This window comes from uncultured Rummeliibacillus sp., from assembly GCF_934216135.1.
Classification (GTDB): domain Bacteria; phylum Bacillota; class Bacilli; order Bacillales_A; family Planococcaceae; genus Rummeliibacillus.
In genome coordinates this window covers 248,998-262,085 of the sequence record NZ_CAKQBI010000001.1, presented here as the reverse complement: position 1 = coordinate 262,085, position 13,088 = coordinate 248,998, and the positions used below count along the sequence as shown (strand labels likewise).

The following is a 13,088-nucleotide window of genomic DNA, read 5'->3' as shown; positions in this document are numbered from 1 at the left end:
TTATGAGTTAATAAAATGTTTTCGTTGTTTGGCAATCCAATTCTTGGAGCTTGAAAATAACAATAACATAATTGCCGTAACTATAGCTCCCTTAATAATATTAAAAGGTAAAACAAACGTAACGATTGATTTTGTTAGAGCTGCTCCTGTTTCAGTAGGTACGTTTAAGAAATAATTGTACATTGGCATAAACAAGAAATAGTTAAGAACACTCATTCCAACTGCCATCGTAATAGTTCCTAAAACTAAACCAGTCGTTAAACCTTTTGCAGATGTTAAACGTTTAAAAATAAAATACACTGGCATGATAAATAATATACCTGTAGTAAAGTTCGCTATTTGTCCTACCGGAACACCTGTTGGACTTCCAACATAAAACCAATTCAATACATTTTTAATAAATTCAACAACAATTCCCGCAACTGGCCCCATTGTAATAGCTGCCATAAGAGCTGGAACATCACTAAAATCTACTTCTAAATAACTTGGAAAAGCTGGAAGTGGAAAATTAAAAATCATTAATACAAATGAGATTGCACTTAACATCCCGATTGAGACCATCTTTTGTAACTTTGTGTTTTTCATCTTATTCTCTCCTTTTGTCGATTCACTTCAAAAAGAGGAGAGGTCCGGCTCATGATATGCAATAAAAAACCCTTAAGCGTATAAGCTTAAGGGAGAACTAGGCATAGTCAAATAAACGTCACTACTATACTATAAAATAGTATAGTTAATAGACGACCGTACCTTCACCTTCTCCCATCCAGACTATACTGTCGGCCTTGGATTCTCACCATGTCCTGCCTTTACGGCTCGCGGGCTCAAGAGTCATTGTTAGTCTCTAATACCGCCGATCGGGAATTTCACCCTGCCCCGAAGATGAATCATATTATTTTGATTACAATGTAACTATATAAAAAAAAGAAGATTTTGTAAAGCTTTTATTCTCTAATTTTCAAAAATAAATAATTCCCACAGGAATAATATGATTTGTGTTTTTCATATTCGAAAAAGGCGAATAATTGCAACCCCAATTACTCGCCTTTTTATCTAAACACTATACTCTAATACGTATTAATTTATTTCAAGGGGTAAGAAGAAAATAAAGCTCGTTCCAACATCAACTTCACTTTCGACTGTAATACGTCCTTTATGGGCTTCAACTATATTTTTGGCAATTGCTAGCCCTAATCCCGTACCACCTTTGCCCCTAGTTCTTGCTTTATCCGCTTTATAAAAGCGTTCAAATACATAATCTAAATCTTCTTTAGGTATACCAGCACCATTATCCTTCACTTGGATACGAGCATAGGAAACTTGTTGGTCAACAATTACTTCTACGGTACCATTTTCTTGCGTATGACGTATTGCATTATCGATTAAGTTTGTTAAGACTTGTTCAATTCGATCTTCGTCTAAAGAAATTTGAATGTTGTCATCAAAAGTAGAAGAATATTTCAACTCTATTTTCTTTTCTTTAGCTGCCTGTACAAATTTTTGTGTTATTCTTTCAAATACAGGCGTAATAGGTACTATATCTTTGTATAAAGTTATATTACCCGATTCCATTCGAGCTAAATCTAATAAATCAGTAACCAATCTTCCCATTCGTTGTGATTCATCATAAATGATTTTAATCATTTCATTACGTTCTTCTTCACTTGAAACGACATCATCTATGATTGCTTCACTATATCCTTGTAACATAGCGATTGGTGTCCTCAATTCATGTGATACATTTGCGATAAAGTCTGAACGCAACTTATCTAAGCGATGTTCTTCCGTTTTATCACGTAATACCGCAACTGCTCCTCGGACCGAATCTCCACTATACAGTGGACTGATTGAAATCATAAAATACGTTCCATCTAATTCTAACTCTTCCTGAAGTTCTTCTTCCATATCTATAACATGCTCTAACATATGATATATCTCTTCTGGAATTGGGCGTTGACTGTCAGAGCCTTTATTGAAGAACCATTTTTGCAATAATATTTCTGCTGGAGGGTTACTCAAAATAACAGAACGATCACTATTAAAAGTTATAACTGCATCAGTCATTGAAGTTAAAATACTTGATAATTGTTCTTTTTCTTGACTAATAACTTCCATATGATGCTTTAACTGACGTCCCATTTGGTTAAAGGCAGTTCCTAATTGGCCAATTTCATCGTTTTGTAAAACCGGCACTTTCTTATCAAAATTCCCTTTAGCTAATTCAAAAGCTGCCTCACGCATTTTTCGAAGTGGTGATGTAATACGTGTAGAGAGGAAAAATGCAAAGAAAGTAGTTAAAATAAATGCAATCGCTGCTGATAGAAAGACGATTTTAGTCGTTTCTTTTGAAGTTCTATGAATAGCATCAGGACTTTGATAGATATATACTACTCCATGATTGATTTTCTGAGCATATAAAGGAAATGCCATTACAATATAGGATTCCACATGGTCCTTCTCTGTCGAAGATGGTAACATCATTTCTTTGACTACAGGTTCAGCTGAGTTAAAAACTTTATTAAAAGATTTTTCACTTAAGATTTTATTTTTGATCTTTTCTTGATTTAGACCTTCTTGCAATGAATATGCAACTTTTCCAGGTGAATCTGCAATGACTGCGTTTGTTTCATCACTTAAAATATCAGTAATAATAGACTTTGTTGCTGCAATTGTTTCATGATCATCAACTACTCTAGCTATAGTTGTAGCTTCTTGACGAAGTAATGCTTCTGATTGTTGTGTATGGTATTTAGATAAAAACTCTAACATTAACACTGTAAAAACAAATAGCACAAATGAAACGAGAAGCAAAATGGTTACCCATAGCTTCCCGACAACACTGTTCGATATTCTAATCATTGACTACCTCAAATTTATAACCAACGCCCCATACAGTTACAATCATTTTCGCCGCGTTTTCAGATACACGATTTAGTTTCTCACGTAAACGCTTAACATGAGTATCGACTGTGCGTAGATCTCCAAAGAAATCATAATGCCAAACTTCTTTTAAAAGTTGCTCACGATCAAACACTTTATCTGGTGCTTTTGCTAAGAAATACAATAATTCATATTCCTTAGGTGTTAAATTGACTTCTACCCCATCTGCTGAAACACGATGTGCATCATGATCAATTGTTAAATGAGGGAAAACTACTAAATCTTTTGAAGATGAAGTGACATTTATTGGGGAGAACGCAGCAGAACGGCGTAAAATCGCTTTAACACGTAATACTACTTCTCTTGGGCTAAATGGTTTTACAATATAGTCATCTGCTCCAATTTCAAAGCCTTGTACTCTATTAGATTCTTCTCCTTTTGCAGTAAGTAAAATAATAGGTGTAGTCTTTTTATCACGTACTTCTTGGCAAACTTCTAAACCGTCCTTTTCAGGCATCATAATATCTAATAAGATACAATGATAATCATTTGTTAAAGCTTTTTCAACAGCTTCTTCGCCATTTTCCGCTTCATCAACTTCATAACCTTCACGTTCTAAATACATTTTCAATAAACGACGAATACGATCTTCATCGTCTACTACTAAAATTGAAATTTGTTCAGTCACAGTAATGCCTCCCAATTCTCTTTAATCCTATTGTACAATCATACTTATTAATTGAAAAGAAAAGCCTTTCCCTCATAGTTGGAAAAGGCTTTTAATAATTCAAAATAAGTTAACCTGCATATGAGTGTAAACCAGCAATGATTAAGTTAACAGCAACAAGGTTAAACATAATAATGACAAATCCTATTACTGCAAGCCAAGCAGATTTTTCACCTTGCCATCCTTTGGATAATCGTAAGTGAAGAAAAGCTGCATAGAACAACCAAGTAATTAATGCCCATACTTCTTTTGGATCCCAACCCCAGAATCTTGACCAAGCTTCTTGTGCCCAAATCATAGCAAAAATCAATGCTCCTAATGTAAATACTGGGAAACCAATTAAAACAGAACGGTAACCTATTTCATCTAATAATTGTAAATTTGCGCGATTAGCAAGCGGTTGTATAAATCTAGAAATAGATTTTCGTAATAATAGTCGAAGTAAAGCATATAAAATTGTACCTACTAGAACAGACCATACAACAGTAGTAAGTTTCTTCGCATTAACAATAGCTGGCATTTCAGCTAAAGGTTCCATCTTACCAGATGATTTTAGTTCATATTGGTGCATACCGAATAGTGCTGGTGTATTATAAGTGATTTCTTGTTGTGCACCATTTTTATCAACATAAGTGAAATCAGCCTCATATCCCATAATTCTAAATGTGGATGTTACAATTACGAAACCAATTACTAATACAGCTGCGTACATTACAACTTCTAACCAAATACTACTTTTAGTACGTTTTGATGTATCAATATTTTTTAGTAAATAGATTATTCCAGCAACAGCACTGATGGCTAAAATAGATTCACCAATTGCTGCTGTTATTACATGGATATATAACCAATAACTTTTTAATGCAGGGATTAATGGTGTTACTTCACGTGGGAACATACTTGCATAAGCAATGATTAATATTGCGATTGGCAATGCAAATAGCCCTAATGATGGTAATCTATAAATAAAGTAAATTAAAATAAATGCACCTACTACAAACATACCAAAAGCAGTAGTAAATTCAAACATATTACTAACTGGTGCATGTCCAGCATAAATCCAACGAGTTATAAAATATCCAAGATTAGCGATAAAACCTATAATAGTAATTGTAATCGCAATTTTGCCCCATTTTTTGTTGGATTTTGAAGCATCCTGTTTTGTACCTTTAATCGCGCCACCAAAGAATAATGTAGCGACTAAATATGCGATAAATGCGATAAATAATAAAGTACCACTTAAACCAATTAAACTCATAAGGTGTTGTCACCTTCCTTTTCCTTTTCTTGCTTTTTCTTAAGATCATCATCATCTTGCTGATCTACCCAGTTAGGTAGGTGTGCAAATTCAGTTACTGTATCTAAATCTTTTTTCATACTAAACCAGTTTTTGTTTGTATGCGCAGCCATCATTAAACGACCATCCACAGTTTTTTGTAACCATAAACGACGATGACTCCAATAAGAGCCCATAACGACACCTATCATAAAGATTATACCACCAAGTGCCAGAATAGGAAGAGTCTTGTCTTTTCTGATAGTTAGTCCTGATACATTTCTTGTTTCAATGTTAGCAAACTGCATCTTATACTTTGTTTCACCTAGAGGTTCTAATGTTTGTTTAATGGCAACAAAACTTGTTTCACCTTTTGGTGTTTCAGGTGTGTACATTTTAAATATAAATGCAGGATTATTTGGAACTGGAGATTCTGATTGAGGTTCTCCATCTTCAAATCCAGAGAATGTTGGATAGTATCCTTTTAATTCAACTTTTGTTTGTTTATCAAGATTATAAACTTTTTTAGGATCTGCTAAATTGATATTGACTTCACCTAATGATTTACCTGTTTTTTTATTTACCAAGTTAAAATTCATCGCTTTTAGTTCGTTCAAGCGGAAATCCATTTGATAAAGAGCAAACCCATCATACTTTAACGGTTCGTTTACTTTAATCGCATGGTGTAATACCTGTTTTAAATCAGTTGTGTCCCCTGCGACAGCATTATCTTTTGCTTTATACAAAACTACATCAGTTTGGTAGTTTTTAGCGACAGAGTTTACGGCAGCTTTGGATTGGTTAAACTCTTCTTTTTGTTCATCTTTTTTGTATGTTTCGAAAGTGAACTTATTACTATGTAGGTAATAACCTTCCATACCAGGCATAGACGCTGTTTCACCTTCTCGAATCCATAAATCTTCATCTACATAAAAACCTGGCATTAATCGTAACATAACACCAAATAAAAATATGATTAAGCCTAAATGATTGACATATGGACCTGAACGAGCAAAGCGACCTTTTTCAGCTAAAAGTACACCATCTTCTCTACGAACATTGTATTTTAGCTCTTTCATTTTCTTTTCAGTTAAATCTAATGTTTTATCAGCTTCAGCTGACGTCATTTCTCTTTCACCAAAAATACGTTGGCGTTTCATAAAGCTTTCATGTCGTCTTACACGTTGGTTTTTCAACGATTTATAAAGTGGAATCCCACGGTCTAAACTAGCCACGATAATTGATATCGCTAACATTCCTATTAAAGTTTGGAACCACCATGAGCTATAAATATCTGTTAGTCCTAAATTATAATAGATTTTCCCAAACGTACCATAGTTGTCGACATAAGCTTGTTTTATATCTTCACCCTCAGTTACATTAACGTAAATTACTTGGGGTAAAAACGTACCAATTGCTGCAGCAATCAATGTAATAACAATGATTGACACTCCAACTTTAACACTTGAAAAGAAGTTCCAAATCTTATCGATAATTGACTTATTATACGTTTTAGAACGAATGGCCCTTCCTTCGTATTTCATGTCGACTATTTTTTGCTTTTTATCTTCGTCAGTTAGAGGTCGTCCACATTTTTCACATAGATGCGTTCCTTCGGGATTAACATGGCCACATTCACAAGTTATACTTTTCATCCTTAAGAACTCCTTATCTAGGGTTTAATACTCTTTAGGTATTTTTCAATATCTGTTTCCGTCATTTCCCCTGTAATAATTTTCACAATCTTACCATCTTTATCGATCAATACAGTTGTTGGTAATGGATCTACATTATATGCACGCATTACACTTTTGGTTTTATCAATTGCAATTGGAAACTCTACACCTAATTTATCAGCATAGCTTGAAACTTCTAAATTAGATTGTGCGATATTAATACCTAAGATTTGAACACCTTGATTTTTAAATTGCTTGTACTGATTGTTGATAGCAGGCATTTCTTTTTTACATGGCTTACACCAAGTTCCCCAAAAGTTTAATAGAACGCCTTGTCCTTTATAATCAGACAGTTTATGTGTTTCTCCATTTAAATCTACTAATGAGAAATCTGGGGCATTATCACCAATTTTCAACAATTGTACATCATCTTTATGGGCGGTATTATACACTGTATAAGCAATAGCAGCTACGAGAACAGCTAAAATGACAATACGTGTATATAATCTTTTTTGTTTTTTCTCCATTGTCGTAGTAAGCCTCCTTAAAAACGACAGAAACAATCCATTCTATTATAACAAAATATCACTTCAATGCTTTATAAGATATGGATGGTTTGTGAACCTTTTGTAACATATAGTAAAAGTTTTCACCTTCAACTTATTTGTTACTAAATGTAAAATCCACTAAAATTCTTTTAGCCAATCTTACCTGTTTCAGAGAGAACGCGAAGTTGTTTTACTTCATGAGCAGTTAGTTCACGAGATTCTCCAGCATTTAACCCATGTAAGCCTAAAAAGGCAAATTGTTCGCGTTTCAACTTTAAGACAGGACAGCCAATTGCCTCGAACATACGACGAACTTGTCTATTACGTCCTTCGTGAATAGTGATGGCAATAATAGATTTTCCTTGTTCTCGATCAGACGAAAGTACTTTTACTTTAGCCGGTGCTGTTTTACCATCTTCTAACATGATACCGCGCTCTAATTTTTTCAAATCTTCTCTTCTTGGTAATCCTTTTATTTTTGCAACATACGTTTTATCTATGTTGTAGCGTGGATGTGTTAATAAGTTTGAAAAATCTCCATCGTTTGTTAATAACAAAACACCTGAAGTTTCGTAATCTAATCGTCCAACAGGGAAAATTCTTTCTTCGACATGTGGAAATAGGTCAACAACTGTCTTCCGACCTCTATCATCTGAAACTGCTGAAATTACTCCTCTAGGTTTATATAGTAAAAAATAAACCTTCTTTTCTTTCTCAATTTTTATACCATTGACTTCAATTGAATCTGAAGCAGTAACTTTTGTACCAAGTTCTCGAATAACTTGACCATTAACTTTTACTTTACCTTCTATGATTAACTCTTCTGCTTTTCTTCTCGATGCAATACCAGCATGAGCAATTACTTTCTGTAGTCTTTCCATTTGGTCACCTCATTAAACTTAAGCTTATAGCCTTCAAAAATTATTGCATACTTTTTCTAATAATAAAAGTATAAGTAACTACAGCTTACTTTTTAAATTAAATTTTAAATTCTTCTTTAGATTGTATTTAATTCTATAGCGAGAATTGCTTTCGTTAATTTTTTAATCAAGCTCGCGAAATTCACCCTAACATTTTATGAGCAAAAAAAGACTGCATTTTGCAGTCTTTTATTTCCATATCATTTGTACCGGTTCCTCAATGATTGGCTTTCCGTCAAGATAAAATGTCCATATACCAATATCTCCATGTGCGATTCTTGGCATTTTAAGAATGGATTTCACTTTCTTTTGTTCATCTTTTGAAATCAGCGCATATACTGGGTGATTCAACTCGACTTGCAAATCGTCTCTCACTTGATATAACCCTTTTTTAGCTAATAACGTTTTATCATATTTTTGGAAAATATTTTCGGCGAAACCTGCATGTACTTGCCAATCATTTGACTCGTTTAGAGTAACAACAATAATACGCTTACCATCTTTTTCAAAGTAGGTAGCTAGTGTACGTCCAGCTACTTTTGTATAGCCCGTTTTACCAGCCTTTGCATATTCGTTATAATGAAGCAGTTTATGCTTGTTTTTCCAAACTGTCGGATTTTTCAAGTCGTTTTTATAATATTTTGTAGTAGCTATTTTTCGAAAATCTTTATTCTGCATCCCGATTCTTAGCATTTGAGCAGTATCATATGCAGAAGACAAATGATTGTCATTATGAAGGCCTGATGGATTTTCAAATCGAGTATTTGATAAACCATATATAACAGCGTAGTCATTCATTAATTTGACAAATCCCTCTTCAGACCCTCCTACTTCTTCCGCAATAGCGGTAGCTGCATCGTTACCTGAACGCAAAAGTAAACCATTTAATAAAGTCTTTAATGTTGTAGTTTCACCTTCAACTAGATAAATGGATGATCCTTCACTTAATGTAGCTTTTTTTGATATTGTCGTTTCTTTATCTAGCTTAGATTCTTTAACCGCTACAAATGCAGTCCACATTTTGGTAAGACTAGCAATCGGTAATTTTTCGTGTTCGTTCATACCAACCAATAATCTTCCGGTATCTGCATCGATTACTGCAAAAGAACTTGAAGCAGCTTCTGCTGTTTTTCCAAATGGCATTAAAGCAATTACACAACATAATATAACAACAATCCAACGACGCAAAATGTCACTCCTTTAGCGATCAGTCTGTTTGTGGTTCTTGAAAAGCTTCTTGGAATTTAGACATAAACAAATCTGGTTGCTCATCTATTTCGCTTGCACTTTCATCAGGAAGCTCTGGTAATTCGTTAATATTCTTCATCCCAAAATAATTCAAGAATTCTTTTGTTGTACCATATAATATGGCACGTCCAGTACCTTCAGCTCGCCCAACTTCATGTACTAAACCTCGTGCACTTAAAGTATGTAACGCTCTTTCACTTTTTACACCTCTTAAATCATCAATTTCAACTCTAGTAATTGGTTGTTTATAAGCAACAATCGCCAAAACTTCAAGTGCCGCCTGCGATAATGATTGACTCGGAGGATTTTCTACCAATTTTTGGATTGTGTCTGCATGTTCTGGTTTTGATATCAGCCGAAAAGTTCCTGCCAATTCTTTAATGGCAATACCTCGTTCTGATTGTTCTTCATAATTTTGTATCATTTGATGAATTGCTTCTGCAATTAGCTCTTCTTTTGCATCAGTCAACATTGAAAGCTGTTGAATGGTTAACCCATCTTCTCCTATTACGAAAAGAAGGCTCTCAATTTTGCTCATCAATCGATTCAAGTTGTTCATCTGTTATTTCTTCCTTCCGTAAAATCACCGTTAAGTTCGCGAAATTATTTTCTTGTTCAACAGCTACCACCTGTCGTTTCATCAATTCTAATAACGATATAAATGTAATAACAAGAGTTCCCTTATCTTCGTATGGAAATAAATCAAAGAAATCTGCACGTCCATGTGCAGCCTTGAGAACTCCAACTACAGCTCGCATTTGATTTTTGATTGAAATATCTTGCTTTGTTACCTTTGTCGTTAGCGGTGCTTTTAACCTTTTACGATTTAACATTTTTTGAAATGCCGCTACCATATCATAGACATTTACAGAAGTATCGAACAAAACTAATTGTTCATCCGGTAAATAAGCAGATAAATCTGCAGGAGGTCTTGTAAAATATTTAGTACGGGTTGCTTCCATCTCTTTTAAATTTACTGCTGCTTCTTTAAATTTTCTATATTCTATTAATCTTGCTACAAGTTCTTCACGAGGGTCAGGTTCGTCTATTTCAAATTCTTCATCTTCGAGTTCCCCTTCATGAATAGGCAGTAACATTTTACTTTTTATCGCTAGTAATGTAGCCGCCATTACTAAATATTCACTCGCTTCATTCAGCTCCAAAACTTGCATCGCTTGAATATGTTCCATATACTGAGCAGTAAGTTCTGCCATAGGAATATCATATATATCAATTTCCAAACGATGGATTAAATGTAATAATAAATCGAGAGGACCTTCAAAAGCCTCTAGTTTAACTTCATATGACATAATTTACCACCTGACAATTTATCTTCAAAATTTAGTATAGAGGAAAGGTGAGCAAAATGCATCCAATGCATCACCCTTTATTTGTCCAATTTCTTACGTATTTCAATGGCAATCAAGATTATTTTGAATGTCATGAAGTATTAGAGGAATATTGGAAAGTAGTCGCACCAAGAGACAAAAAGCATCCACTTACAGGATGGATTCAACTAGCTACAGGTCTTTATCACTGGCGAAGAGATAATTTTAAAGGAGCACATACCATTTTAAAAAAAGCTGAACGAACATTAAGTGCTTCTGTTTATAATCCGTTTTTAGAAGAGATTAATACACAAGATTTGTTACAAAAAATCCATCTCACTCAAGAACATGTATCGAATCATGAATTATTTAGTTGCTGGTACATTGAGATAACCTCTCAATCTTTAAAAGAAAAAGTTGAGCACTCTATATCTCTATTACCACCGAGTGATAACTATTTCATTCAAAATAAACATATGCTTAGAGATCGTTCTAATATTCTTTTAACTAGGGATGAAAAAAGAAGAAGCAGACATTAATACTTATTGTCTGCTCCTTCTAACATCGTTAGACATTTTTGGATAAATGGTTCTGTTAAAGAATCTGGTGCTATCGAACAGCATAAATCCATCTCTGAAAGTTGTCGAATCATTTCTACTCCAAGTCCTTCTCCTCGATGAGAAGGGTCCACTGATATATGTCTAACAATCCATTCACTATCTTTTATCTCCACACCAACAAGACCAATATAATCTTCTGCTTGTTTCCATAAAAACAGTTGCCAGTTCGGATCAGAATTATATATACAAATTGTCTCTTGTAACTTCTTTACATCTTTATGTTCTGGCATAAAAGACAAGAGTCCCATTGCAATTTTTTCGTATGCTTTCTTATAACGACATAACATATATTAGATCCCTCTTTTTTTGCCTTTAAGTATCCTTGAATATCCTACACGAAAAGCAAAAAATGCGCAAATATTTTTCCACTATTTAGAAACTGAATCTGGTGCTATAAAAATCCAATAAATAACACCCCATATAATAGCCATAATAAGCAAGGATATTAAAAGAATAATATTACTTTTTTTCACGTTTAGCTTACCTCCTTCCTATTGCTAACGGAAGGTCTAACTTCACAAGATCCTCATAACTTTCGCGTTCTACTACTAACTGATGTTCTCCATTTTCAACAAAAACAACAGCTGGTCTAGGTAATCTATTATAATTACTTGCCATGGAATAGCCATAAGCTCCTGTACAAAATGTTGCAAGAATATCGTTTGGTTCGGCCTTTGGTAGATTAATGTTCTCAATTAGTTTATCACCGGATTCGCACAGTTTACCAGCAATCGTATATGTAGCAGTTGCAGATTGTGACATTTTGTTGGCAATTACTGCATCATACTTCGCATCATATAGAGCAGGTCTGATATTATCAGACATTCCTCCATCAACAGCTAAGTAATTACGCGTATTTGGTACTACTTTTTGAGAGCCGATAGTATATAGGGTTGTGCCTGCATCACCGACTAGTGATCTTCCAGGTTCTATCCAAATCTCCGGCATTAAAATATTTAATCTATCTGCTTCTTGTTTCACTGTTTGAATCATATCATCAACATAAATAGCTGGTTCTAACGGAGCGTCTTCGTTTGTATATCGAATTCCAAAACCACCGCCTAAATTTAATACATTTGCATGGAATTGATATTCTTCCTGCCATTCGCCCATTTTATCTGTCAATTTTTTTGCAGCAAGACGAAATGCAGCTGTATCAAAGATTTGCGAACCAATATGACAATGCATTCCTTGTAATTCTAGGAAGGGATCATTATATAATGCTTTAAAAGCTTCATCAGCTTGACCATTATTTAAATCAAAGCCAAATTTTGAATCAGATTGACCTGTTGTAATAAAGTCATGGGTATGAGCTTCTACACCCGGTGTTACCCGAATTAAGACATGCATCTTCTGCTTTCTTTCACTAGATAATTGTTTTAATAATTCAATTTCATAAAAATTATCAATAACAATACATCCAATATTAGATTTAAATGCAAACTCTAATTCTTGAGGACTTTTATTATTCCCATGGAAATGAATCTTTTCGCTTGGGAATCCTGCTTTTAAAGCAGTATATAACTCACCGCCAGAGACAACATCAACCGATAATCCTTCTTGTGCTGCTACTTGATAGATTGCCATACTCGAGAATGCTTTACTTGCATAAGCAACTTGAGCTTTTACAGAAGCATTTTTGAAAGTATCTATAAAACCTCGTGCTCTTTTTCTAAATAGAGCAATATCATAAACATATAGAGGTGTTCCATATGCTTTTACTAATTCTATTGTATCGACTCCACCGATAGATAAATGGTCATTTTCTGTAATAGATTGAGTACCGTATAAATACATCTAATCGCTCCTATCGTGTTTCCTTACAATTTCAAGAATACACCGAATTTTCTATATCTTGAACTTTAACA

Annotated in this window: 13 protein-coding genes and 1 riboswitch; of the genes, 1 reads left to right on the top strand and 12 read right to left on the bottom strand. The window is 34.1% G+C overall.

Features of this window, described 5'->3' with window-relative positions:
* The 10 genes from Q0977_RS01290 to Q0977_RS01245 all read right to left on the bottom strand — a co-directional run bounded on the left by Q0977_RS01290 (position 1) and on the right by Q0977_RS01245 (position 10,582).
* Complete coding sequence (locus Q0977_RS01290; RefSeq protein WP_119416444.1) at positions 1 to 585, bottom strand: ECF transporter S component; 585 nt, start codon at positions 583 to 585, stop codon at positions 1 to 3.
* 162 nt (positions 586 to 747) lie between these two features.
* Positions 748 to 885, bottom strand: a riboswitch (FMN riboswitch).
* A gap of 189 nt (positions 886 to 1,074) precedes the next feature.
* Complete coding sequence (locus tag Q0977_RS01285; RefSeq protein WP_299509894.1) at positions 1,075 to 2,856, bottom strand: ATP-binding protein; 1,782 nt, start codon at positions 2,854 to 2,856, stop codon at positions 1,075 to 1,077.
* Positions 2,849 to 3,565 (bottom strand): response regulator transcription factor, encoded by a 717-nt coding sequence (locus tag Q0977_RS01280; RefSeq protein ID WP_299509892.1) that lies wholly within the window; start codon positions 3,563 to 3,565, stop codon positions 2,849 to 2,851. The genes Q0977_RS01285 and Q0977_RS01280 overlap by 8 nt, the downstream gene beginning before the upstream one ends.
* Before the next feature lie 109 nt (positions 3,566 to 3,674).
* On the bottom strand, positions 3,675 to 4,862 hold the full coding sequence (gene ccsB, locus Q0977_RS01275) for a c-type cytochrome biogenesis protein CcsB (protein WP_124217291.1): 1,188 nt from the start codon (positions 4,860 to 4,862) through the stop codon (positions 3,675 to 3,677).
* Positions 4,859 to 6,535, bottom strand: coding sequence for a cytochrome c biogenesis protein ResB (locus tag Q0977_RS01270; protein WP_299509888.1), 1,677 nt, complete (start codon positions 6,533 to 6,535; stop codon positions 4,859 to 4,861). The genes ccsB and Q0977_RS01270 overlap by 4 nt, the downstream gene beginning before the upstream one ends.
* A 17-nt stretch (positions 6,536 to 6,552) precedes the next feature.
* Positions 6,553 to 7,083 (bottom strand): thiol-disulfide oxidoreductase ResA, encoded by a 531-nt coding sequence (gene resA / locus Q0977_RS01265; protein WP_119416439.1) that lies wholly within the window; start codon positions 7,081 to 7,083, stop codon positions 6,553 to 6,555.
* A gap of 170 nt (positions 7,084 to 7,253) precedes the next feature.
* The gene (locus Q0977_RS01260; RefSeq protein WP_119416438.1) at positions 7,254 to 7,985 is read right to left on the bottom strand and encodes a pseudouridine synthase; all 732 of its coding nucleotides are present in this window, start codon (positions 7,983 to 7,985) and stop codon (positions 7,254 to 7,256) included.
* Positions 7,986 to 8,213: 228 nt separating this feature from the next.
* Positions 8,214 to 9,212: a D-alanyl-D-alanine carboxypeptidase family protein gene (locus Q0977_RS01255; RefSeq protein WP_233548103.1), complete on the bottom strand. Its 999-nt coding sequence runs from the start codon at positions 9,210 to 9,212 to the stop codon at positions 8,214 to 8,216.
* A 19-nt stretch (positions 9,213 to 9,231) separates the two neighbouring features.
* On the bottom strand, positions 9,232 to 9,831 hold the full coding sequence (gene scpB, locus Q0977_RS01250; protein WP_119416437.1) for an SMC-Scp complex subunit ScpB: 600 nt from the start codon (positions 9,829 to 9,831) through the stop codon (positions 9,232 to 9,234).
* Entirely contained in the window at positions 9,797 to 10,582 is a 786-nt protein-coding gene (locus tag Q0977_RS01245) for a segregation/condensation protein A (RefSeq protein WP_119416436.1), read from the bottom strand. The genes scpB and Q0977_RS01245 overlap by 35 nt, the downstream gene beginning before the upstream one ends.
* 56 nt (positions 10,583 to 10,638) lie before the next feature.
* Here Q0977_RS01245 and Q0977_RS01240 point away from each other — a divergent pair, with 56 nt between their 5' ends.
* Positions 10,639 to 11,139, top strand: a complete 501-nt coding sequence (locus tag Q0977_RS01240) for a DUF309 domain-containing protein (protein ID WP_119416435.1) — start codon at positions 10,639 to 10,641, stop codon at positions 11,137 to 11,139.
* Here Q0977_RS01240 and Q0977_RS01235 read toward each other — a convergent pair.
* A complete protein-coding gene (locus Q0977_RS01235; protein ID WP_119416434.1) occupies positions 11,136 to 11,507 on the bottom strand; it encodes a GNAT family N-acetyltransferase in 372 nt (123 codons plus the stop codon). The genes Q0977_RS01240 and Q0977_RS01235 overlap by 4 nt on opposite strands.
* Before the next feature lie 193 nt (positions 11,508 to 11,700).
* Positions 11,701 to 13,017: a diaminopimelate decarboxylase gene (gene lysA / locus Q0977_RS01230; RefSeq protein WP_119416433.1), complete on the bottom strand. Its 1,317-nt coding sequence runs from the start codon at positions 13,015 to 13,017 to the stop codon at positions 11,701 to 11,703.
* Positions 13,018 to 13,088 lie beyond the last annotated feature (71 nt).